This window comes from Leifsonia sp. AG29 (assembly GCF_009765225.1).
Taxonomy (GTDB): Bacteria; Actinomycetota; Actinomycetes; order Actinomycetales; family Microbacteriaceae; genus Leifsonia.
Map to the genome: position 1 here is coordinate 996,621 of NZ_VMSF01000001.1, position 22,047 is coordinate 1,018,667.

24 protein-coding genes and 1 tRNA gene are annotated in these 22,047 nt (G+C 71.3%); 9 read left to right on the top strand and 16 right to left on the bottom strand.

The window, feature by feature from the left end; translation table 11 throughout:
* The first annotated feature begins 26 nt into the window (after positions 1-26).
* Positions 27-704: a DUF1345 domain-containing protein gene (locus FPT20_RS04825; RefSeq protein ID WP_158863110.1), complete on the top strand. Its 678-nt coding sequence runs from the start codon at positions 27-29 to the stop codon at positions 702-704.
* A 17-nt stretch (positions 705-721) separates the two neighbouring features.
* On the opposite strand, the gene FPT20_RS04830 is transcribed toward FPT20_RS04825, so the two are convergent.
* Positions 722-1,024 (bottom strand): DUF1905 domain-containing protein, encoded by a 303-nt coding sequence (locus FPT20_RS04830; RefSeq protein ID WP_158863112.1) that lies wholly within the window; start codon positions 1,022-1,024, stop codon positions 722-724.
* A 123-nt stretch (positions 1,025-1,147) separates the two neighbouring features.
* On the opposite strand from FPT20_RS04830, the gene FPT20_RS04835 reads away from it, so the two are divergent.
* The gene (locus FPT20_RS04835; protein ID WP_158863114.1) at positions 1,148-1,774 is read left to right on the top strand and encodes a hypothetical protein; all 627 of its coding nucleotides are present in this window, start codon (positions 1,148-1,150) and stop codon (positions 1,772-1,774) included.
* 3 nt (positions 1,775-1,777) lie between these two features.
* On the opposite strand, the gene FPT20_RS04840 is transcribed toward FPT20_RS04835, so the two are convergent.
* Positions 1,778-3,217 (bottom strand): lipase maturation factor family protein, encoded by a 1,440-nt coding sequence (locus tag FPT20_RS04840; protein ID WP_158863116.1) that lies wholly within the window; start codon positions 3,215-3,217, stop codon positions 1,778-1,780.
* 173 nt (positions 3,218-3,390) lie between these two features.
* Between FPT20_RS04840 and FPT20_RS04845 the strand changes: the two genes are divergently transcribed.
* Positions 3,391-3,909 (top strand): hypothetical protein, encoded by a 519-nt coding sequence (locus FPT20_RS04845; RefSeq protein WP_158863118.1) that lies wholly within the window; start codon positions 3,391-3,393, stop codon positions 3,907-3,909.
* A gap of 5 nt (positions 3,910-3,914) precedes the next feature.
* Here the strand turns inward: FPT20_RS04845 and FPT20_RS04850 are convergent, their stop codons facing one another.
* Complete coding sequence (locus tag FPT20_RS04850) at positions 3,915-4,637, bottom strand: endonuclease/exonuclease/phosphatase family protein (RefSeq protein ID WP_158863120.1); 723 nt, start codon at positions 4,635-4,637, stop codon at positions 3,915-3,917.
* A gap of 95 nt (positions 4,638-4,732) precedes the next feature.
* On the opposite strand from FPT20_RS04850, the gene ligD reads away from it, so the two are divergent.
* Positions 4,733-5,752, top strand: a complete 1,020-nt coding sequence (ligD, locus tag FPT20_RS04855; protein WP_158863121.1) for a non-homologous end-joining DNA ligase — start codon at positions 4,733-4,735, stop codon at positions 5,750-5,752.
* A gap of 13 nt (positions 5,753-5,765) precedes the next feature.
* Here the strand turns inward: ligD and FPT20_RS04860 are convergent, their stop codons facing one another.
* From FPT20_RS04860 to FPT20_RS04895, 8 genes are all read right to left on the bottom strand, one after another.
* Positions 5,766-6,842: an ATP-dependent DNA ligase gene (locus tag FPT20_RS04860; RefSeq protein WP_158863123.1), complete on the bottom strand. Its 1,077-nt coding sequence runs from the start codon at positions 6,840-6,842 to the stop codon at positions 5,766-5,768.
* A gap of 45 nt (positions 6,843-6,887) precedes the next feature.
* Complete coding sequence (locus tag FPT20_RS04865; RefSeq protein WP_158863125.1) at positions 6,888-7,748, bottom strand: SDR family NAD(P)-dependent oxidoreductase; 861 nt, start codon at positions 7,746-7,748, stop codon at positions 6,888-6,890.
* Positions 7,745-8,122 (bottom strand): Fe-S oxidoreductase, encoded by a 378-nt coding sequence (locus FPT20_RS04870; protein ID WP_442786501.1) that lies wholly within the window; start codon positions 8,120-8,122, stop codon positions 7,745-7,747. Before FPT20_RS04870 ends, FPT20_RS04865 begins: the two co-directional genes overlap by 4 nt.
* A gap of 2 nt (positions 8,123-8,124) precedes the next feature.
* Positions 8,125-9,576 (bottom strand): dihydrolipoyl dehydrogenase family protein, encoded by a 1,452-nt coding sequence (locus tag FPT20_RS04875; RefSeq protein ID WP_158863130.1) that lies wholly within the window; start codon positions 9,574-9,576, stop codon positions 8,125-8,127.
* Positions 9,577-9,637: 61 nt separating this feature from the next.
* The gene (locus FPT20_RS04880; protein ID WP_158863132.1) at positions 9,638-10,423 is read right to left on the bottom strand and encodes a crotonase/enoyl-CoA hydratase family protein; all 786 of its coding nucleotides are present in this window, start codon (positions 10,421-10,423) and stop codon (positions 9,638-9,640) included.
* Positions 10,420-11,292, bottom strand: a complete 873-nt coding sequence (locus FPT20_RS04885; protein WP_158863134.1) for an arginase family protein — start codon at positions 11,290-11,292, stop codon at positions 10,420-10,422. The genes FPT20_RS04880 and FPT20_RS04885 overlap by 4 nt, the downstream gene beginning before the upstream one ends.
* Positions 11,289-12,035: a PspA/IM30 family protein gene (locus FPT20_RS04890; RefSeq protein ID WP_158863136.1), complete on the bottom strand. Its 747-nt coding sequence runs from the start codon at positions 12,033-12,035 to the stop codon at positions 11,289-11,291. The genes FPT20_RS04885 and FPT20_RS04890 overlap by 4 nt, the downstream gene beginning before the upstream one ends.
* Positions 12,036-12,089: 54 nt before the next feature.
* Positions 12,090-14,084, bottom strand: a complete 1,995-nt coding sequence (locus FPT20_RS04895) for a TPM domain-containing protein (RefSeq protein WP_158863138.1) — start codon at positions 14,082-14,084, stop codon at positions 12,090-12,092.
* A gap of 156 nt (positions 14,085-14,240) precedes the next feature.
* Here FPT20_RS04895 and FPT20_RS04900 point away from each other — a divergent pair, with 156 nt between their 5' ends.
* Entirely contained in the window at positions 14,241-14,984 is a 744-nt protein-coding gene (locus FPT20_RS04900; protein WP_158863140.1) for a gamma-glutamyl-gamma-aminobutyrate hydrolase family protein, read from the top strand.
* Positions 14,985-15,010: 26 nt separating this feature from the next.
* Here FPT20_RS04900 and FPT20_RS04905 read toward each other — a convergent pair whose 3' ends face one another.
* Both FPT20_RS04905 and FPT20_RS04910 read right to left on the bottom strand, forming a co-directional pair.
* Positions 15,011-15,670 (bottom strand): protein-L-isoaspartate(D-aspartate) O-methyltransferase, encoded by a 660-nt coding sequence (locus tag FPT20_RS04905; RefSeq protein WP_158863142.1) that lies wholly within the window; start codon positions 15,668-15,670, stop codon positions 15,011-15,013.
* A gap of 55 nt (positions 15,671-15,725) precedes the next feature.
* A complete protein-coding gene (locus FPT20_RS04910) occupies positions 15,726-16,721 on the bottom strand; it encodes an SDR family oxidoreductase (RefSeq protein WP_158863144.1) in 996 nt (331 codons plus the stop codon).
* A gap of 215 nt (positions 16,722-16,936) precedes the next feature.
* Here FPT20_RS04910 and FPT20_RS04915 point away from each other — a divergent pair, with 215 nt between their 5' ends.
* From FPT20_RS04915 to msrA, 4 genes are all read left to right on the top strand, one after another.
* Positions 16,937-18,166 carry a mechanosensitive ion channel family protein gene (locus FPT20_RS04915; protein WP_158863146.1) on the top strand — a complete coding sequence of 410 codons (1,230 nt, stop codon included), beginning with the start codon at positions 16,937-16,939 and terminating at the stop codon, positions 18,164-18,166.
* On the top strand, positions 18,144-18,611 hold the full coding sequence (locus FPT20_RS04920; RefSeq protein ID WP_158863148.1) for a hypothetical protein: 468 nt from the start codon (positions 18,144-18,146) through the stop codon (positions 18,609-18,611). Before FPT20_RS04915 ends, FPT20_RS04920 begins: the two co-directional genes overlap by 23 nt.
* Positions 18,612-19,052: 441 nt before the next feature.
* The gene (msrB, locus tag FPT20_RS04925) at positions 19,053-19,499 is read left to right on the top strand and encodes a peptide-methionine (R)-S-oxide reductase MsrB (protein WP_158863150.1); all 447 of its coding nucleotides are present in this window, start codon (positions 19,053-19,055) and stop codon (positions 19,497-19,499) included.
* A 69-nt stretch (positions 19,500-19,568) separates the two neighbouring features.
* Positions 19,569-20,078: a peptide-methionine (S)-S-oxide reductase MsrA gene (msrA, locus tag FPT20_RS04930; protein WP_158863152.1), complete on the top strand. Its 510-nt coding sequence runs from the start codon at positions 19,569-19,571 to the stop codon at positions 20,076-20,078.
* A gap of 4 nt (positions 20,079-20,082) precedes the next feature.
* Here the strand turns inward: msrA and rlmC are convergent, their stop codons facing one another.
* The 3 genes from rlmC to FPT20_RS04945 all read right to left on the bottom strand — a co-directional run bounded on the left by rlmC (position 20,083) and on the right by FPT20_RS04945 (position 22,009).
* The gene (gene rlmC, locus FPT20_RS04935) at positions 20,083-21,213 is read right to left on the bottom strand and encodes a 23S rRNA (uracil(747)-C(5))-methyltransferase RlmC (protein ID WP_158863154.1); all 1,131 of its coding nucleotides are present in this window, start codon (positions 21,211-21,213) and stop codon (positions 20,083-20,085) included.
* 17 nt (positions 21,214-21,230) lie between these two features.
* A tRNA-Arg gene (locus tag FPT20_RS04940) sits at positions 21,231-21,306 on the bottom strand.
* Positions 21,307-21,382: 76 nt separating this feature from the next.
* Entirely contained in the window at positions 21,383-22,009 is a 627-nt protein-coding gene (locus FPT20_RS04945) for an iron ABC transporter ATP-binding protein (RefSeq protein WP_158863156.1), read from the bottom strand.
* Between the last annotated feature and the right edge of the window lie 38 nt (positions 22,010-22,047).

Here is a 22,047-nt window from a genome sequence, read left to right on the forward strand (position 1 = left end):
TGCCGTGTCGCGGCTAGCATCCTCGTATGTCGGTCGCGAAGGCCATCGGGCGCCCCGTCCTGGTCGTGGGATTCGCCGCGAGTCTCGCTGTGCAGCTCGCGATGGTCGTCGTGGGGCTCTGGGTCGTGTTCCTGGCCGAGGACGACCGGAGCGTCACCGCCCTGCTCGCCGTCTGGTGCACGATCGGGACGCTGTACGAGGTCGTGGTCCTCATCGTGCTGGGGCGCTCCTCCCGGCGCCCGGTGCAGAGCGAGCCGGGACCGGCGCGCTGGGAGGTCGGGCCGGCCGCCCGCGTCGTCTCGGTGACGGCGACCATCTTCGCGAGTCTCGTCGGCTTCACCGCCGCCGTCCAGGTGCTCGGACCTCACAACGACCCCGCGGTCGGATCGATCACCGACGTGGTCGGCGTCTGGTCGATGCTCCTGGCGTGGGGCTTCCTCCACTGGGGCTTCTCGCAGATCTACTTCCAGCGCTACTTCTCGATCGCCGAACCGCTCCTCCGCTTCCCGGGCACGGAGCGACCGCGCTTCGTCGACTTCGTCTACTTCGCGTTCACGATCGGCACCACGTTCGCGGCCTCCGATGTCGAGGTCCTCGGTTCGCGGATGCGCTGGACGATCGTGTGGCACTCGGTGGTCAGCTACTTCTTCAACGGCCTCATCATCGTGCTCGCCCTGAACACGATCATGTCGGGCGGCCGCTGACGCAAGGGCGCTGGCCCTCAGAGGAGTGTCTCGATGCCGATGCGCACGGTATCGCCCAGCTCGACGCCCTCCTTGCGGCGGACGGAAGCCTTCACAGGGACGACGTAGGCGCCCCCGGCTCCGCCCGGGAAGACCGAGGTCGACCAGCGCGACGAGCCGAGGGTGACCGTGACCTTCACGGAGTCGAAGCCCGCGGGCGGATGGGGTTGCAGTCGGATCTCCTCCGACACGTCGGCGGGGAGCTCGGCGAACACCCAGAGCTCGCGCCGTGCTCCCCACCGGAACAGCTCTGCCTCGAATTCGTATCGGATCCCCGCCATGGGGTCACCCTATCGGCGGGGTACGACACCGTCAGCGGGATCGGACTCCGGAGAACACCCGCTGCCGCACCGCGTCGGCCACAATGGAGGGGACTCGAGAGACGCCCCGGTGGGAGGAGGACCATGCGCTGGCCGACCTGGCTGCGCCGTCGCGCGGAACGGACGACGCGGACCCGTCCGTTCGACGAATCCGCCCTTCCCGAGCAGCAGCCGATCAGCCTCGATCAATCGGTCGAAGAGGGCATGCTCCTCGCGGAATACGCCACGCGCATGGCCGTGAAGAACCACATCGTCATCGATTCGATCCAGTACGGCAACGCTTACGACCCGTTCCTCCACACCATGGAGGCGGCCGCGATGCTGCGTGAGCTGGCGTCCGAGCAGGGGATCGCCGCCGGGCGGATCGAAGAGGAACTCACGGAGGCGGAGGGGCTCAGCGGGGACCCGGAGCACCCGCACGACTACCGGCGGGTCGACGCGGCCAATCTGCGGCTGCGCAGGGACGCCGCGATCGCGCTGGCGGAGGCGCTGCGCCGGAAGGCGGACTCCGAGGAGGAACTCCTCGCGCTCGTCGAGCGCAGCCGGCAGGACGCCTGGGACGAGGTCGGGACCGCGATCCAAGCCGGCCTCGACGCCCTGTCCGGCAAGGAGGCGCTGCGCGACGACTACGAGCGCGAGAAGCCCGGCCGGTTGAAGCTGCTCATCCTGCGGGATCTCGCGCGTCTCCAGGAGGAGCGGACCGGCTACTGACGGTCAGCCGCTTCGGAGACTGACCGGCGGCACCAGTGCGCCGACCTCGCTGCGGACCCAGACGTCGCCCGTCGCCCGCTTCTCCGCTCGGTCGGCGAAGCGATAGAGGAAGACCCGGGCGCGCACGGCTCGAGGACGCGCGCCCCCGAACGGATCACCGCGCAGCAGCTTGAGCGTCGCGCGATCGGCCTCGAGGAGCCGGAGGAGGAGCACCTCGAACCAGGGCGAGTCGCGGGAGCCGAGCGCGAGGAACCACATCAGCCAGTCGAGCCGCAGGTGGTACGGCGCGAACTGCCGCGGTGTCCGGGAGACGTCGCCGGGTTTCCCCTTGAACTCGTACTCCCGCCACTCGGCGGCACGGTCCTCCGGGTCGTCGGCCGTTCCCTCGACGACCACCTCGTAGCGCTCCTTGGTGACGCTCCCGAACGCGCCGTAGGCGTTGACCAGATGCCAGCGATTGAAGCTCGCGTTCATGAGCTGGCGGCGCGAGAAGAGGTTCTTCAGCGGATACCAGCTGAGGACGACGAGGAAGACGCTGACCGCCAGCGCTACGACCCCGAACCAGAGCGGCACCGTGTCCGATCCGATGCCTCCCACCGGTCCGCCGAGCAGCCACGACCACGCCCCATCGCTCACGGCGGAGAACGCCAGGACGATGGTGATCCAGTTCAGCCAGGCGAAATTGCCGGTCGCGACCAGCCACAGCTGGGTGAGGACGACGACCGCGGCCGCGATGCTCGCCACGGGCTGAGGCAGGAAGAGCAGCCAGGGCACGACGAGCTGGGCGGCGTGGTTCCCGAGCACCTCCAGGCGGTGCCACCACCTCGGCAGCAGGTGCGCGGATCGGCTCAGCGGCCCCGGCATCGGCTGCGTCTCGTGGTGATAGTAGAGCGCGGTGAGATCGCGCCACGATCGGTCGCCGCGCATCTTGATCATCCCCGCCCCGAACTCGAGGCGGAACACGAGCCACCGCAGCAGGACGATCACCGTGATGGGAGGTGCGGTGTCCCAGGCGCCCAGGAACGCGACCGTGAATCCGGCCTCGCAGAGGAGGCTCTCCCAGCCGAAGCCGTAGAAGGTCTGGCCCACGTTGACGATCGAGAGGTACAGGAACCAGATCACCAGGAAGACGGGAACGAACACCCAGGACGGGGCCAGCTGGAGGGCGCCCGTGACGATCAGCGCGGACAGTGCCGCTCCGGTCCAGGCGACCGCGAGCAGTAACCGGTCCGAGTACCGCCAACGGAAGAGGGTCGGTTGCCGGCGCGCGTACGCGAGCCGGAGGAAGCGGGGAACCGGCAGGAGACCGTTCTCGCCGAGGAGGGCGGGGAACTGGTTCACGGCCGAGAGGAACGCGATCAGGAACAGCGCTGCGACGCCGCGCTCGAGGATCTCGCGGGAGATCGTGTAATCGGTGCCGGCGAGCCAGCCGAAGAGGTCCATGCCATCACCTCGTCGTCAGGACGCGAGTCGGTCGGTGGGTGCTCGAGCGTCGGGGACGAACTCACCGTACGCCGACCGGTCGCCCGTGGGGAGAGCGTCGACGCTCTGGTCGGTCCGGGAGGCGCCCCCTACGCTCACCTGGAGGCCGTCTCAGGACGGAGAAGGGGGACGTGATGTTCCGGGTATCCATGTTCGGCGAGGGGTTCGCCGAGATCGACGCCGAGCTCGTGACGATCGAGGGGGAGTCGCTGGTGTGCCGCGATGCGGCCGGCCAGCCGGTGGCGCGCTACCGCGCCGCGCACGTCGAGAGCATCGGGGTCATCCCGGGAGCCGGCGTGAGGACGGGATCCCGGGCGCGGGCCAGTGCCGAGCACCCCAACGCGTATCGCCGATGGTCGGAGGACGACGAGCAGGAGCTGGTGGCGGCGTTCCACCGCGGCGAGGAGGCGGAGGCGATCGCCGCGCGCCTCGGCCGTCGGGTCGGCGGTGTGCGCTCGCGGCTCGTCATGCTCGGCCTCATCGAGCCCGAGCCCGGCGATCGCCTCAGCTTCCCGGCCTCTGCCGCCGAAGGCGTTCTGGCACGTCCGCGCCTGCTGAGCGTTCGGCCCGAGCCCGCGGACGGCCGACTGAGTCCCGGATCATCGATCGGCGACGAACAGGGGCGACCGGGAGACGATGTCGCGGCGGGATGAGCCGGTCAGGCGGCGAGCCGGGCGTCGAGCTGGATCGGACGATGATCCGATGCGCCAGCCGGAAGGACGTCGACGCGGTCGATCTCGAAGCCGGTCGAGGTGACGAAGTCGAAGTAGCCGCTGAAGTAGCGGTACCGGAGATAGGTGGGCTCGGTACTGCGGTTCAGGGTGTAGCCGGAGGCGGTGAGGTGCCGTTCCAGGCCCCGGATGAACCACGGGTAGTTGAAGTCGCCGACCATGATCGCGGGGGCGTCCGGTTCGAGCGAGCGCATCCCCGCGTGGGCCGCTGCGATCTGCTTGCGCCGCAACGAGTTGGAGGCGGTCAGCGGCGCGGCGTGGAACGAACCCACGAGCACGCGGTCGCCGTTGTCGCGGTCGCGCAGCAGCGCCGCGAGAAGGCGCTCGTGGGCCGGAGCCAGCACGCGGTCGTGGAGCGACTTCTGCACCGCGAAGACCTGCGTGTCGAGGATCTCGTAGCGGTCCTCGCGAACGTAGACGGCGAGCCCGAGGCGATTGGTGCGGGTGGCGTCCGCCAGCGTCAGGTGCTCCAACCGCTCCGGCAGCGCCTCGCTGTCGCATTCCTGCAGGCACAGCGCGTCGACCTGCTGCGACGATGCGATGCCGGCGAGCTCTCCGCCCGCGGCGTGCTTGCGGAGGTTGTAGCTGACGATCCTCAGGGGGTGCTCCTTCCCGAGCCGGTCCGCTGCGCCGTGGCGCCGCTCCAACATTCTGGCCCAGTTCCGGCCGGCGGGAAGCGGCCCGCCGTCATCCCACACGGAATTCACACCGTGGTCATCTCCGGTTCGGGCGGTACGGTGGTCGCATGGCAGGCGACGCGGTTGTCCTCACCGTCCCGGGTCCGCACGGCGAACGGGAGGTCCGCATCTCCAGTCCCGGGCGCGTCCTGTTCCCCGAGGTGGGCATCACCAAACTGGATCTCGCGCGCTATCTGATCGAGGTCGGCGACGCGTTCGTCCGCGCGAACGGCGACCGGCCGGTGTCGCTCCAACGGTTCCCAGACGGGATCGAGGGGGAGGAGTTCTTCTCGAAGAACCCGCCGCGAGGTGTCCCGGACTACGTGCGCTCCGTGATGGTCGTCTACCCGAGCAAGCGGACGCATCCGCAGCTGGTCATCGACGAGCCCGCCGCCGCCGTGTGGGCCGCGCAGATGAACACCATCGTCTTCCACCCATGGCCGTCACGGGCCGAGGACTCCGACAACCCCGACCAGCTCAGGATCGACCTCGATCCGCAACCCGGCACCTCCTTCGGGGATGCGGTCGGGCCCGCGCTCGAGCTCCGGTCGGTGCTCGCCGAGGCGGGGCTCGACGCCTTCATCAAGACCTCGGGCAACCGGGGGCTGCACGTCTTCGCCCCGATCGAACCCGCGCACGAGTTCCTCGACGTCCGGCACGCGGTCATCGCCGCCGCCCGGGAACTCGAGCGGCGGATGCCCGACCGCGTCACGACCTCCTGGTGGAAGGAGGAGCGCGGGGAGAAGATCTTCGTCGACTTCAACCAGGCGAACCGCGACCGGACCATGGCCGGCGCGTACAGCCCGCGCGCGCTCCCGCACGCCCCGGTCGCCACTCCGATCACCTGGGACGAGCTCGAGCACGTCGACCCCGCGCAGTTCACGGTGCTGACCGTGCCGCAGCGACTGCGCGACACGGGCGATCCCTGGCAGAGCTTCGGCGAACGCCCGGGGCGCATCGACGTCCTGCTCTCGTGGTGGGCGCGTGACCTCGACAGCGGGCTCGGCGAGCTGCCGTTCCCGCCCGACTACCCCAAGATGCCGGGCGAGCCGCCGCGCGTTCAGCCGAGTCGCGCGAAGAAGGAGTAACGCGGAAGGCTCATCAGGTCAGCACGTCCGCCAGGTCGTACGCGATCGGGCGGTCGAGCTGCTCGAAGGTGCAGGAGGCGGCCTCCCGGTCGGGCCGCCAGCGCTCGAACTGAGCCGTGTGCCGGAACCGCATCCCCTCCATCTGGTCGTACCGCACCTCGAGAACCCGCTCGGGGCGGAGCCGGACGAAGGAGACGTCCTTGCTGGCCGAGAACCGGCTCCGATCCGTCTCGCCGGTCAGAGGGCTGCCGGACTCGTCCCGCTCGACGAGCGGCTCGAGCTCGTCGATGAGCTCCAGCCGGCGCGCGTCGCTGAACGCGGACACGCCGCCGACGTTCCTCAGCTGACCGTCATCGCCGTAGAGGCCGACGAGGAGCGAGCCGACCCCTCGGCCGCTGGTGTGGATGCGGTAGCCGAGGGCCACCACGTCGGCCGTCCTGTGGTGCTTGATCTTGAGCATCGTGCGCTTGTTCGGCGTGTAGACACCGTCGAGCGGCTTCGCCACCACGCCGTCCAGCCCGGCACCTTCGAACTCGACGAGCCACCGTCGCGCCAGGTCGACGTCCGACGTGGTCCGCGTGAGCCGGATCGGGGCGGGGACCTCGCCCAGGAAGGCCTCCAGGGCGGCCCGCCGCTCGGCGAAGGGGCGCTCCACGTACGATTCGTCGCCGACCGCGAGCAGGTCGAAGGCGACGAACGTCGCCGGGGTCTGCTCGGCGAGCATCGTGACGCGGCTCGCCGCCGGGTGGATGCGCTGCGAGAGCGCCTCCCAGTCGAGCCGCTGGTGACCTGCGCGGCCCGTCGGCACGACGATCTCTCCGTCGAGGACGCACGGACCCGGCAGGAGGCGCGTGAACGCCTCCACGAGCTCGGGGAAGTAGCGGGTCAGGGTCTTCGAGCCGCGGCTGCCGATCTCGATGCGGCCGATCGAACCCGCGCTCGCCCCGCCGCCTTCCGCATAGACGATCGCGCGGAATCCGTCCCACTTCGGCTCATAGCTCAGCCCGCCGCTCACGGAGCCGGGTTCGGGCACGGCCGGGATGGCCTTCGCGAGCATCGGGGCGATCGGGTTCTCGGCGGTCGGACGCATGCCTCGATCTTGGCCCGGCGCACCGGGCAACGGAAGCGGCGACGCTCAGACGTGCGTCTCGAGACCGACGAGCTTCGCGGTCACGCCCCAGAGATCGCGTCCGAGCTGGGCGTCCTTGGCCTGGGCGGCCGTCCGCCCGTTGGCGGTCAGGCGATCGAAGTAGGTGCCGCTCGGCGCGCCGACCGGTGCCTCGGCGGAGAGCCGGATGAGCGGCGCGGCTCCTTCCGCGACCGGGATCCCGTAACCGCCGCGAGTGACCGCGCTGCCGAAGCGGATCAGCGGTGACGAGGCGCCGAAGTTGGTGGCGATGGTGCCGGGGTGGAAGGAGTACGCGCTGATCCCCGTGCCCGTGAGGCGCTCGCCGAGCTCGGCGGCGAACAGGATCGTCGCGAGCTTGGCCGTCCCGTACGCTCTCCACCCGCCGCGCCAGCGCCGCTTCTCCCAGTCGAGATCGTCGAGCCGGAGGTCGCCGAACCGGTTGGCGAGGCTCGCGGTCGAGACGACGCGGACGTCGCCGCTCGCGGCCACCGACTCGCGCAGCCGGGGGAGGAGGAGCGCGGTGAGGAGGAACGGCGCCAGGTGGTTGGCCTGGATGGTGCGCTCGTGGCCGTCGGCCGTGACGGCCCGCTCGTGGTAGAGACCGCCGGCGTTGTTGACGAGCACGTCGATGCGCTCGTAGCGGTCGAGGAGCGCCGCAGCGAGCGCGCGGACATCGTCCAATCGCTCGAAATCGGCCAGGAACGGTGTCGCTCCGACCCGCTCCGCGACGGCTCTGGTCCGCTCCGGGTCGCGCCCGACGACGGCGAGGTCGTTGCCGAGCTCCGCCAGCCGTTCCGCCGCCACGGCGCCGATCCCGGAGCTGGCTCCGGTGAGAACGATGGTCCGCCGTCCCTGAGGAGCCGTCATCGATATCCGCCTTTCTCGAGTCCCGCCTCGATCTCGAAGCGATTGCGCAACGGGTCGCGGCCCGCCGCAAGGTACAGGAATGGGAAGAGCATGCCGTAGCGCTGCCATTGGCGCTTGTGGACCGCCTCGTGCTCGAGGATGTCCTCGCTCACGTTGTGGTCGGTGAGGTAGCACCCCCCGACGCAGGACCCGCCTCGGCCGAAGGCGAACCGGGGGAGCCCGCGGAAGACCCACACGCCGCCCTCGTGCTTGACCGCCCCGGTGCTCCAGATGAACCCCCAGGCCATGCCGACCGCGGTGGCGTACAGGTAACCGGCTCTGCTCACCGGCGAATCGAACAGCACATCCCGGACGGCGGCGATCAGGTCGCGCACGCTCACTCCGCCGGACGACCGTACGCTTCGAGCAGCCGGAGCCAGACCTCGCTCAGCGTCGGGTAGGAGGGGACCGCGTGCCACAGCCGGGAGAGCGGCACCTCGCCCACGACCGCGACGGTCGCCGAGTGGAGGAGCTCGCCGACGTCCTGGCCGACGAACGTCGCGCCGAGCACGACCTGCCTCTCCTCATCGACGACCATGCGGGCCGTGCCCTCGTAGTCGTCGGCGACCACGGAGGCGCCGGAGACGCGGCCGATGGGGTAGTCGACGACCCGGATGCGGTAGCCGGCCTTCTCGGCGGCCGCCGCCGTCAGCCCGACCGAGGCAACCTCCGGGTCGGTGAACGTCACCTGCGGTACCGCCTGGTGGTCGGCGGTGGCCACGAACGCGCCCCAGGGTTCGAGCGACACCTCAGCGCCGCGAGCGCGCGCTGCGATCGCATCCCCGGCCGCCCGGGCCTGGTACTTGCCCTGGTGGGTGAGGAGCGCCCGGTGGTTGACGTCGCCGACGCCGTACAGCCACCCGCCGTCGACCGGCGCTCCGTCGTCGCCCAGAACCCTCATGCTGTCGTCGACGCGCAACCACGCGCCGTCTTCGAGGCCGAAGGCGTCGAGCCCGAGACCGCCGGTGCGGGGGAGGCGCCCGGTGGCGACGAGGAACTCGTCGGTCTCGACCGTGGTGCCGTCGCTGAGCTCGAGCCGGAAGCGGTCGTCGTCCGTGCGCTCCACCGAGGTCGGGGAGACGCCGAGGTGGAGGTGTGCGCCCAGACGCTCGAGGGACCGGCCGACGAGCTCCCCGGCGAACGGCTCGTCGGCGCCGAGCAGCCCGCCGCGCGCGATGAGGTGCACCTCCGTGCCGAGCCCGGCGTAGGCCGTCGCCATCTCGACGCCGACGACGCCGCCGCCGAGGATCGCCAACGACACCGGGACGCGCTGCACGCTCGTCGCCTCGCGGCTGCTCCAGGGTTCGCTCTCGCGCAGGCCGGGGATGTCCGGGAGGAGGGACGCGGACCCCGTGCACACGGCGACCGCGTGCTTCGCGCGCAGAACGGTCTTCGTCCCGTCGTCGGCCGTGACCGTCACCTCACGAGGAGCGGTGATCACCGCCCAACCGCGGACCAGGTCGATCCCGGCGCCGTCCAGCCACTCGACCTGGCCGTCGTCCTTCCAGTCGCTCGTCATGTAGTCGCGGCGCTTCAGGACCGCCTCCACGTCGAGCTCACCGGTCACGGCCTCGCGGGTTCCCCCGACCTTCTTCGCCGCCCGCAGGAGCGCACCGCTGCGCAACAGTGTCTTCGACGGCATGCACGCCCAGTAGGAGCACTCGCCGCCCACCAGTTCCGCCTCGACGATCACGGTGCTGAGTCCGCCCTGACGGGCCCGATCGGCGACATTCTCGCCGACGGCGCCGGCGCCGATCACGATGACGTCGTAGTCCCTGGTCCCGGTCATGCTTCTCCTGTCTGTGCGGTGGTCCGGCGGCACGGGGCCGCCGTGTCGATCGGGCGGAGGGTCACCGGCCGACGAAACGGGCCTCGCTGCGGGTGAGGAACGCCTCCATGCCGATCCGAGCGTCCTCCGTCCCGGCGAGACGCGCCAGTGCCGGCTGGAGGTCGGCCTCCGCGGCGGCGTCGCCGTCGCGGACGGCGCGCTTGGCGTTGGCGAGCGCGGCCTGGACCGCCAGCGGCGCCTGCGCGGCGATCCGCTCGGCGATCGCCAGGGCGGCCTCGAGCTGGGCCCCGTCCTCCACGACCTCCTGCACGAGCCCGAGCCGATGCGCCTCGGCGGCGTCGAACAGGTCGCCGGTGAGGATGTAGCGCATCGCGTTGCCCCAGCCGACGGCGCGCGGGAAGCGCAGCGTCGCACCGCCGAAGGGCAGGATGCCGCGGGTCACCTCGATCTGGCCGAAACGCGTGGAGGCGGCGGCGACCACGACGTCGGACGCCAGCATGAGCTCGATGCCGAGCGTCAGGCACGTGCCCTGCACCGCGATCACGACCGGCTTCGTGAGCGAACGGCCGGAGACCTGCCACGGGTCGATCCCCGTCTCGGAGACGAACGACAGACCGTCTCGGCCGATCCGCGGGCCGAGGTCGGCGAGGTCGAGCCCCGCCGTGAAGTGGTCGCCGACCGCGTGCACCAGCCCGACGCGGAGCTCCGGATCGCGTTCCAGCTCCCCGTACGCCTCGGCCAGCTGGGTGAGGAGCTCGAAGTCGGCCGCGTTGCGCTTCTCGGGACGGTTCAAGCCGATGAGGAGCACGGGCCCCCGCCGCTCGGTGAGGATCTTCGTTGAGGTCATGACGTCACGCTACCTGCGCGCCGTCCGAGAGGGCCGGTCAGCGCCCCGAGGATACGGAGGATCACGGGGAGATCGCGTCCCGCCGCCTCCGGGGAGTCCGGCGCGAACTCCGTCAGGCCGGCGCCGACGAGCTCGAATCGCCCGCGGAGCGCCCGGATGGCGTCGGTGAGCCGATCCGGCTGAACCCCGAACGGTTCCGGGTAGCCGATGCCGTCGATGGCCGCCGGATCGAGCACGTCGAGATCCACGTGCAGGTAGACGCGCTCCGCGCCCGTGGCCTCGACCGCGCGCACGAGGCCCGCTGGGTCCTCCAATTCGGCCGGCGCGACGACGCGGATGCCGGTCTCGTCGACGAAGGCGGACTCGCCGTCGTCGAGGGCTCGCGTTCCGACGAGCACGAGGCGGGAGGGATCGAGCACGGTCGGCCCGGTCGAGGCCAGCCCTTCCGGTCCGTCACCGAGGAGCGCCCGCAGGACCATTCCGTGGAAGGCGCCGGAGGGCGACGACTCGACCGTGTTGAGGTCCCCGTGCGCATCGAACCACACGACCGCGACCGTGCCCGGCTCGTTCGTCGCCAGGGCGTGCTGCACGCCTGCGAGATCCGCTCCGCAGTCGCCGCCGACCGTGACGACGGGGCCGTCGAGCAGGGCGAGCTCCGCAGCGGCGAGCTCCCGGACGAGGCTCAGCGACGAGTACCGGTTGACGCCCGTCTCCAGAGCCTCGCCGGCAGCGGCCGGGACCGGGACGACGTGGGTCGCCGACACGGGGAGGTCGCCGCGGATGGCGTCGGCTCCGTCGATCAGCCGCATGGCGCGCGACGAGCCGGAGCCCTGCCACTGGGCCACGACGAGGAAGGATGCGCCGCTCACGAACCGATGGCCGCCGCTCCGCTTGCGGCCGGGCCGCCGGACTTGAGCGCGGCGAGACGCGCCTCCACCTCCGTCATCTCGCCGAGGTCGTCCAGCTGCTCGAACTGCGCGTCGAGGCTGGAGGCGGCGAGCTCCTGAGACCCGCGGACCCGCGCCTCCTCGCGCTTGATCTTGTCCTCGAACCGCGCGACCTCGCTGGTCGGGTCCATCAGGTCGACGCTCTTGACCGCGTCGATCATCTGGGCCTGCGCCTGAGCGCTCTTGGCGCGCGCGATCAGCTCGGCGCGCTTGCTCTTCAGCTGCTCGAGCTTCTCCTTCATGGCGTTCAAGCCGGACTTGAGCTTGTCGACCACCTCGGTCTGAGCGGCGATCTGCGGCTCGGCGGCCTTCGCCTCGTTCTCGGAGGCGATCTGGCGCTGCAGCGCGACCTTCGCCAGGTTGTCGAACTTGTCGGCGTTCGCCGTGTCGCCGTCCGCGCGGTACTGGTCGGCCTGGCGGCTGGCCGCGAGGGCCTTGTCGCCCCACTCCTGTGCGGCTTCGACGTCTTCGCGGTGGTCGTCCTCGAGCAGCCGCAGGTTGCCGATCGTCTCCGCGATGGCGCTCTCGGCGTCCGCGATGTTGTCGGTGAAGTCGCGGACCATCTGGTCCAGCATCTTCTCCGGGTCCTCCGCCTGGTCGATCAGTGCGTTCACGTTGGCTCTCAGCAACTGCGAGATCCGTCCGAAGATGGACTGCTTCGCCATCTGCCTCTCCTTTCCTCACGCCCCGCGGGGCCGTGTCGATCTCCTGGATCCGGGTCAGAACCGTCCGCCGCCGCGCCGGGCCCGGGTGCCCCCGCCGCCGAAGCTGCCGGCGCTGAAGCCGCCTCCGCCGCCGAAGCCGCCGCCGCCCCAGCCGCCGCCCCCACCGAGGCCGCCGCGCAGCACGGAATCGATGAGGATCCCGCCGAGGATCGCGCCCATCGCGCCTCCGGAGCCGCCACCGAACAAGCCGCCCGGGCCGCCCGATCCGGGCTGGAAGCCGCCGACGTCCTGCTGCGCGAGCGTCGTCGCGTCGTCGGCGAGCTGGTCCGCGCGCTGAGCGAGCGCGAGGGCCTGCACGGGGTCGGTCGGCGCCGTCTGCTCCGCCTGCCCGACGAGGCGCGACGCTTCGGCCAGCCGCGTCCTCGCGTCCGGCCCGACGGCGCCGCGGCGCGCGGTGATGAAGTCCTCGCAGGCCGATACTCGCGCCTTGGCCGAGAGGAGGCTCTGCTGCAGGGCCGACTGCGCCCGCTGCTCCTGCGCGCGAGCGTCGCGGACACCCTGAAGCACGCTGTCGATGCTCCGATTGGCCTCGTCGAGCCGGCGTGCGAGCTCGAGCGGGTTGATGCGACCGGCCGTCAGTCGGCCCTTCACATCGTCGACCGTCTGCTGCGTGCCCGCGACCGAGGCGGCGATGGTGCCGCCGGGGTCGTCCGTGGAGGCGAGGGAGCGGGCCTGGGCGAGGTCGCTGTCGAGTTCGGCGAGCGTCCGGTCGATCGACTGCCGCGCCGCCGTCAGGTCGGACTGGAGGCGGTCCACCGCATCCAGCAGGAGCCCGGCCTGATCGGTCGACTCCTCGGCGGCGCGCACGCCGACCGCCGCCGCGCTGAGATCTCCGGCCTCGGCCTGCTGCCTCGCGGTTGCGAGTGCGGTCTCGGCGAACTGCAGGCGCTGCGCCGCCTGGTCGGCGTTGTCGTGGACGGTCGCGAGCGTGTCGTCGGTGTAGGTCTGGGCGAGGGTCGCCAGCGACGACCGGGCCCGATCGATCCGGGTATGGACCTGCGCCGCTTCGGCCGTCAGCTGCTCGGCGGCCTCGGGGATCCGCTTCTCGAGCGACCGCAACTCGTCGAAGGCGTCGGCCTGCGCGTCGAGGGACTGGTTCGCGGCCGTGCAGAGCTGAACGATGCGGATGTTCCACTCGCGGCGATCCTCGTCGGAGTCCGGCTCGGCGTCGTCCAGGCGCTGCTTCAGCGCGAACGCCTCGGTGAGCTGCTCCTTGGCGCCGTCGAGCGCCTTCTGGAACGGCACCACCGCCTCCGCGCCGTACTGCGCCGTGGCGAACCCTAGCTCCTCCTCGCTGGTCCGGACGGCGTCGTCGGTCTGCACGAGCGCTCCGCCCGCGCGGCGTTCGAGCTCGGCGAGGGGGATCGCGTGCAGCTCGGTCTGGGGCGTCGGCGGCCCCGCCGCGGCCCGCCGTCTGCCGTTCCGGCCGCGCACGACGAAGAACACGATGACGCCGACGGCCAGTACGCCGACCAGGAAGAACCAGAAGAACCCCGAGCCGCCGCCGCCGACCGCATCGGAGAGGCCCTGCGCGGCAGCCACCCCGGCTCCGGCCCAGTCGCCGGTGCGGAGCTTCGGCTCGATGTCGTTCTGCTCGATCCGGCTGAGCTGATCGGGGCTGACCGGCCCGCTGTCGTCGCCCGACAGGTAGTACGTCCGCCCGTCGGTCGAGACCGCGAGGAGGTAGTCGGTCGGCCCCAGCCCGTTCTTCGCCGCGGTGTCGTTCGCCCAGTCGGCGGCCTCCGCCGGGTTGGTGAAGCGGTCGACGTAGACGACGTAGAGGTCGAGCTTGTGGTCGCTGTAGAGCTTGGCGGCGGCGCCGGCGACGCGCTTCTCGCCGGAGCCGGAGAGCACGCGCGCCTGGTCGATCACGTGCGCGGAACCCAGATCGACCGGGTCCTGGGCGGCCGCGGGGAGAGCGGGGGCGACCACGGAGAACGCGAGACCCAGCGCCATGACGGCCCCGGCCAGCACTCGTCCCACCCGCATCGATCACTCTCCCGAGTCCCGCCGATATCCCGTCGAGTCTATTCGGGGCCCCCGTCGCTGTCACTGTTTCGGCCTGTTACGGCCGGGAGTGCGCGGGCGCGGCCCGGTGGTTTGGATGGAGGGGTCGCAGGAGGTCGTCGAGCGGGAGGAGCGAGCATGCCGTTCCCGAGTGCCGCCCGCCGGCTCGCGGTCGTCGAGGCCACGCGCTTCCGCGGCCACGACCCCGCCTACCACCGCTACGTCCAGCATCTCGTCGGCGGAGTGATCGCCGAGTCCCGCGCGCAGGGCTGGGACGTCGACCGGCTCGCCGCCGAGCAGGGCACGGCCGGGCTGCTCGCCGCCACCGATGCCGCCGACGCCGTGGTCGTCGTCGGGGGAGAGGACCTCCACCCGCGCTTCTACGGCGGCGAGACGGGATACCCGAACGAGTCGCGGCACCTCGAGGTCGCCGACGAGGCGCAGCTGGAGCTCGTGGCGCGAACGGTCGCCCGGGGCGTCCCGTTCCTCGGCATCTGCCGCGGGCTCCAGGTGCTGGACGTCGCCCTCGGCGGGTCCCTCGTCCCGGACCTGGGCGACGACGGCGTGCACGTGCGCCGCGGCGTCCCGATCGAGCAGGTGCTCACCTCCCACCCGGTCGTCCTCGAGCCGGGCAGCCGCGCCGAGGCGCTGCTCGGCGGACCCGTCGTGGAGGTGCGGAGCGCCCACCACCAGGCCGTCGGCCGGCTCGGGGCAGACCTCCTCGTCACCGGCCGCGCCCCGGACGGCCACGTCGAGCTGATCGAGCACCGCACCGCACCGGCCCTCGCCGTGCAGTTCCACCCGGAGGACCGGGGGGCGCCCAGCGGCCAGCTGGCCGCCGTGCTCGGAGGCCTGCGCGCCCTCGTCGCGGCCGCGGCCTGATCGCGTCACTGGGACGCGGCGGCCGCTCAGCCGGGCCAGGCCTGCTCGCCGACGAGCGGGACGAACGTGACCGAGCCGAGGTCCTTCTTGACGAGCGTTCCGTCCTCGCCGGCGGTGAACAGGGACAGGTGCTGCGGCCCGCCCGGACGGCCGACCGGCATGACGATGCGGCCCCCGGGTGCGAGCTGGGCGCTCCAGGCGCGCGGGACGGACGGTCCCGTCGCGGCCGCGACGATGGCGTCGTACGGTGCGCCCGGGGCCCAGCCGAGCGTGCCGTCGCCCGTGACGACCTCCACCCGGTTCCCGAGGGCTTCGAGCGTCGCTGCGGCTTGGACGGCGAGATCGCTGTGGCGTTCGATGCTGACGACCCGGTGCGCGAGCACCGCGGCGAGCGCCGCCGCGTAGCCGGAGCCGGTGCCCACATCGAGGACGGCGTCCTCGGGCCCGATCCGTGCGGCCTCCAGCATCAGCGCGACGATGTAGGGCTGCGAGATGGTCTGGCCGTCGCCGATCGGGATGGGGTGATCCTCGTAGGCGTACGGGATCGAGCGCTCGGGCACGAACTCGTGCCGGGGCACGCGCGTCATCGCCCCGAGCACCCGCTGGTCCCGGATCCCGCGGGGGACGAGCTGCTCCTCGACCATCCGCCTGCGCTGAGTCTCGTATTCGCGTTCCGTATCCGCCATTACACACCGCGGGCGCGGGGTCTGGGAGCCCGCATCGGCCCGGGGTCGGGGGCGGTCAGGCGAGGGCGCGCGTGTGCTCCACCAGTCGGTCGAAAGCCGCGTCCAGATCCGGATCGAAGCGCTGCCGGGAGGGGTCTGCGAGGTACCATTCCACGATCTCGCCCGCGCCGCGTGCGAACGGCACGCGCTGGTGGAACGACGGCACGAGCGCCTTCACCTTGCTGTTGTCGAAATGCATCGAGTGCGCCTTGTCGCCGAGAAGGCCCGGGCCGAGCTCGGGCACGACCGCGGCGATGGACTCGCTGGCGACGTGCACCAGCTCGGCCTCGACGCCGAGGGCCTCGGCCAGGTAGCAGTAGATCTGATCCCACGTTGGTGCCTCGTCGCCCGTGATGTGGAACGCGTCGCCGACCGCCTCCGGGAGGCCGAGGAGGCCGACGAAGGCGGTCGCGAAGTCGCTGCTGTGCGTGATCGTCCAGCGGCTCGAGCCGTCGCCGTGGACGACGACCGGCGCGCCGCGGCGCATGCGCTCGAGGTCGGTCCAGTTCCCGCTCGTCGGGATCATGGTGCGGTCGTAGGTGTGGGAGGGGCGCACGATCGTGACCGGGAAGCCGCGGTGCCGGTACGCCTCCATGAGGGCGTCCTCGCAGGCGATCTTGTCGCGGGAGTACTGCCAGAAGGGGTTCCGCAGGGGAGTCGACTCGGTCACCGGGACGCGAGAGGGCGGTTTCTGGTACGCCGATGCCGAGCTGATGAACACGAACTGCCCCACGCGCCCCTCGAACAGCTCGAAATCGGTGCGGATGTGCTGGGGCGTGAACGCCAGGAACTCGGCAGCGACGTCGAAGCTGCGCTCACCGAGCACGGAGTGCACCGACCCGGGGTCCCGGATGTCCGCGTGGAGCACCTCCACGCCCTCCGGCAGCGGTCGCGTGCTGCTCGAGCCCCGGTTCACCACCGTCACCTCGTGGCCCTGCCGCACCGCCTCGGCCACGCACGCGGAGCTGATGACCCCCGTGCCGCCGATGAAGAGTGTCCGTGTCGCTGCCATGCCCGCTCCTATCGCGCCCTTGCCGACGGCTTTCCCCCGCCGCACCGTCGAGGTGCGGAAGTCCTCAGACTAGCCCGGCGCGGGAGTCGGCGCACGGGAGGGACGACCGGTCTTCTCGGGACTGTTCGCTGCGACCGCATGGAGCCCGGCCGTCCGGCGGCGTACTGTCGGCGGGGAGCCCGTCTCCCGCGACCCCGGAAGGACCCCGCCTCCCCGTGTCATCACTGCGAACCTGGCCCGGCCTGGCCGTCGCCTGCCTCGTCGCGATCGTCTTCGCCGTCGTCGTGACCGCGATCGTGGGCCTCGTGCTCCGCACCGTCGCGAAGCGACGGGTGTGGCCGCAGCTGCTGATCGCGCGGGCGCGCATCCCGTTCCGGCTCTTCCTCGTGGTCATCGTGCTGTGGATCGCGGTGGCGCTGACGCTCCCTCCCGAGGTGACGCCGGCCTGGCGCGCGGGCCTCCAGCACGCCTTCCTCATCGCCGCGATCGCGACCGGCACCTGGTTCGCGGCCGCCCTGATGGTGTTCGTCGAGGACATCGGACTGAGCCGCTACCGGCTCGACGTGCCCGACAACAGGTACGCGAGGCGGATGCGGACCCAGGTCCTCATCATCCGGCGGTTGACGGTCGTCGCCGCGGTCGTGATCGGCCTGAGCGCCATCCTCCTCACCTTCCCGGCCCTGCAGGCGGCCGGGGCGAGCCTCCTGGCCTCGGCCGGCGTGATCGGCATCATCGCGGGCGTCGCCGCGCAGTCGAGCCTCGCGAACCTCTTCGCCGGCATCCAGATCGCGTTCTCCGACGCCATCCGGATCGACGACGTCGTCGTGGTCGAGCAGCAGTGGGGCACCATCGAGGAGATCACGCTCACCTACGTCGTCGTCCACGTCTGGGACGACCGCCGCCTCGTGCTCCCCTCGGTGTACTTCACCACGAAGCCGTTCGAGAACTGGACCAGGCAGCACAGCGAGCTCCTCGGCGCGGTCGAGTTCGATCTCGACTGGCGCGTGTCGACCGGGGGGATGCGGGCCGAGCTGAACCGGATCCTCGCCACCACCGACCTGTGGGACCACCGGACGGGCGTGCTGCAGGTCACCGACGCCGTCGGAGGGTGGGTCCGCGTCCGCGTGCTCGTCACCGCGCGGGACGCACCCACCCTCTTCGACCTCCGGTGCCTCGTGCGCGAGCGCTTGATCGACTGGATGCAGCGCTACTCGCCGACCTCGCTGCCCCGCCAGCGCATCGAGGTCCAGGAGGAGGTCGAGCCGCAGGAGCGGCCCGCCCGGGCGCGGAGCGAGGAGGAGGGGCGCCTGTTCAGCGGCTCGGCGCAGGGGGAGCAGCGCGCCGCCCAGTTCACCGACGCCATCCCGATCCAGCACGGCCCGTCCCCGGACCAGAGCCCATCAGCAGACCAGAGGAGAGACGATGGAGCAGAACAGCCCCGCTGACGGCGGCGACCGCCAGGACGGACCGGACGCGGCGCACACGAGGCCGAGCGGCCTCGACGACGCGACGGTCGAGGCGCTCGGCAAGCTGTCCGAGGCGCTCGAGACGGTCGAGCACGCCCGGGGACTGCTGTACGGCTTCCACCGGTTGACGGGCTCGGCCGATCTCGCGCTGGGTGAGGCCGTGGACCAGCTGCGCGACGCCGGGCACGCCGACGTGGCGGACCGGATCGAGCACGACCTCGTCGGCAGGAACGTGATCTCGGGCCGGTGGACCTTCCAGATCGTCGAGGAGTACGACGACGGGTACTACGCCCTCTTCCGCCGGCTCGAGCGGGAGGCGCGCGACCAGCTCGCTGAGGGGAAGCGGCACCTCTTCGAGGCGGAGATGAAGGAGGACCGGCGGACCCACGGCGAGCCGGGCCACGAAGCGCTCCCGTCCGCGTGAGACGGCGCGATTGGCCCCTTCGCGCGGCCTGACGGCCGCTGAGGGCTCGTTCGGCGATCGAGACGTCAGCTATGGCCCCCTCAGGGCGCGAAACGCCCGCTGAGGGGGCTACTAGCGACGTTTCACTGCGTGACGGGACCCGGTGCCTGTGGAAACTGCGGATAAGAGGCGTCGCGGACGCACCGACCGGGCCGCCCCGCATGCGTTCGGCGATTGAGACGTCAGCTGAGGCCCCCTCAGGGCGCGAAACGTCCGCTGAGGGGGCCACGACTGACGTCTCGGGCCGTGACGCTGGCGGCAGGTTGTGGAAAATCCCCCGGACATCGACGCACCCGATGGGGCACTCAGCCAACTCGCAGGAACGGCGGGACCATCTCGGCGCCCCGCGGCGTTCTACCCACTGACGGCGCACCAGGCGGCGCGCCGCGCAAGGAGGAGAACGTGACACAGGAGTACCGCAAGACGACCGAGGCGATCGGCCGGCTCACGCCGCAGCAGTACGCGGTCACCCAGGAGGCGGCCACCGAGCCCGCCTTCCGCAACGAGTTCTGGAACAACCATGACGAGGGGCTCTACGTCGACATCGTGTCGGGCGAGCCGCTCTTCGCGTCGGTGAACAAGTACGACAGCCGGTCGGGCTGGCCGAGCTTCACCGTTCCCGTCGATCCGTCGAACATCGTCGAGAAGGTCGACCGCACCTACGGCATGGTGCGGACCGAGGTGCGCTCGGCCCACGGGGACAGCCACCTCGGCCACCTCTTCGACGACGGACCCGCCGAGGCCGGCGGCCTGCGCTACTGCATCAACTCGGCAGCGCTCCGGTTCGTCCCGGTCGCCGACCTCGAGGCCGAGGGCTACGGCGACTACAAGCACCTGTTCGAGAAGTGACGCCGCGACCGGCGCATCCATCGAGCCCGACCATCGACAACATCGAGCACATCGAGAAAGCAGGGAACCATGACTGAGAAGGCCATCCTCGCCGGAGGCTGCTTCTGGGGTATGCAGGACCTCATCCGCAAGCTGCCGGGCGTCGTCAGCACGCGCGTCGGCTACACCGGGGGCGACGTCCCGAACGCGACGTACCGCAACCACGGGAGCCACGCCGAGGCGATCGAGATCGAGTACGACCCCGAGCGGGTGAGCTACCGCGACCTGCTCGAGTTCTTCTTCCAGATCCACGACCCGTCGACGAAGAACCGCCAGGGCAACGACATCGGCACCAGCTACCGCTCCGCGATCTTCTATACCGATGAGGAGCAGCGACGCGTCGCGGAGGACACCATCGCCGATGTCGACGCGTCGGGCCTGTGGCCGGGCAAGGTCGTCACCGAGGTGTCGCCGGCGGGCCCGTTCTGGGAGGCGGAGCCCGAGCACCAGGACTACCTGGAGCGCATCCCGTGGGGTTATACCTGCCACTTCGTGCGGCCGGGCTGGAAGCTGCCGAAGCGGGAGTCGGCGGCGAGCTGACCGGTCAGGCGGCGGTGCGCTCCAGCAGCACCGCCGCCTCCATGTGCCCGGTCTGCGGGAACATGTCGAGGACGCGACCGGACCGGATGCCGTACGACGGCATCCGGTCCAGGTCGAGCGCCAGCGTGCGCGGATTGCAGCTGGAGTAGACGACGTGACGCGGTCCCGATCCCTCCAGCCAGGCCGAGAGCTCGGCGCCGATCCCGCGGCGCGGCGGGTTCACGATGACGAGGTCGGGAGCGGCGGCGGCCCCGATGGCGAACCGGGTCGCGTCGCCCGATCGGAAGGCCACGTGCGGCAGTCCCGCGGCGGCCGCCGTCGCCCGGGCGCTCTTGACGGCCTCGCTGCTCGTCTCGACTCCGACGACCCGGCGCCCCGGGGCGGCGCACGCGAGAGCGAAGCCGCCGACTCCGCAGTAGAGATCCCAGAGGGAGGCGGGGGAGATCCGGTCGACCCAGTCCGCGACCTGCCGGTAGAGCGCCTCGGCGACGGCGGTGTTCGTCTGGAAGAAGCTCTGCGGCCGCAGCCGCAACGCCATGCCGCCCACGCGCATGACGAGTGACGAATCGCGGGTGAGAACGATCTCGCGCTCACCCTCGACGACCGCCTTGTGCTCGGGCTGGATGTTGACGCTGACGACGCGCGCCGCGGGCAGCGCGTCCAGCAACTCGGCCAGCCGCCGGCGGATCCGCGGCACGGCGTCCTCCGAGCCGACGACGAAGCGCACCATCAGCTCGTCATCGGGGGAGACGGTCACGAGCACGAACTTGAGCTCGCCGGTCCGACGCGGGACGTCGTAGGGGACGAGACCCGTGCTCGAGATGAATCGCGCGAGCACCGGGAGGGCGGCCCGGATGCCGGGGGCGCAGATGCCGCACTCCCGCAGGTCGACGCCGCGGCCGCCCTCGTCGAGGATGCCGATCGTGGGTGCCTCGACCGAGCCGCCGACGACCATCTTCGCCTTGTTGCGGTACCCCGCCTCGGCGCTGGCGACGGGAGGCAGCCACTCGATGTCGCCGAACCGGTCCAGCAGGCCGCGGGCGGCGCGCTCCTTACCGGCGAGCTGCTCTGCGTACGGCTGACCCATGAGCGTGCACGAGCGGCATACGCCCGCGTCGAAATACGAACAGTCCATACGGCCTCGGTGAGTCTTGGTGCCCCCAGTAGGATTTGAACCTACGGCCTTCTGCTCCGGAGGCAGACGCTCTATCCCCTGAGCTATGGGGGCCAGGGAGTGCTCATCAAGGCTAGCATCCCCTCGGCACCGCTCGTGACGGCCTGCCGCCTCCAGCGGGCCGGCCGGGTCAGCTCGCCGGGACGTTGCCGAGCACGTCCTGCATGAGCGGCGCGGCGTCGCCGGGCTCGAAGAACGCCGTCGAATCGGCGACGATCCAGTACGGCCCGCGGAAGATCTGCACCTCGCCCGAGGTGCCCGGCTTGAAGTACCCCTCGACGTCCGGCGGCGTCCCGTAGGTCGGGACGGGCTTCGCCTCGGTGATGGCGGCGTTCTTAAGCCCCTCCAGCAGGCTCGCGGGAGGCTTGGCGACGGCGATCTCGATCTTCGCGCCGCTGCTCTGGTTGAGCCACGCGCAGGTCGTGCCCTTCCAGTCGGCGATCTGCTTCTCGTGGGTGCCCGACTTCGGAGCGTAGTTCGGATCGACCCCGTAGTTGGGGTTGAACGCGTAGAGCTGGTCCGTGGTGACGAGCGCGTCGCACTTGATGGCTACCGGGGTCGGCGGATCGGTCGGGGTCGGCGACACCGCGGGGGCAGGCGCGGCGGTCGGTCCTCCGGACGCGCCGCCGGCGGTCGCCGAGGGCGTGCGGGAGGACGGGTTCGGCGGCGTGCATCCCGTCAGGCCCAGTGCCGCAGCGGCGACGAGGGCGACGGGCAGCGCGGCGCGGAGCGCGGCGCGGCGGGAGCTGGGGGTCATCGTTCGTCTTCCGTCTCGTCGATCCGGTGCTGCAGGCG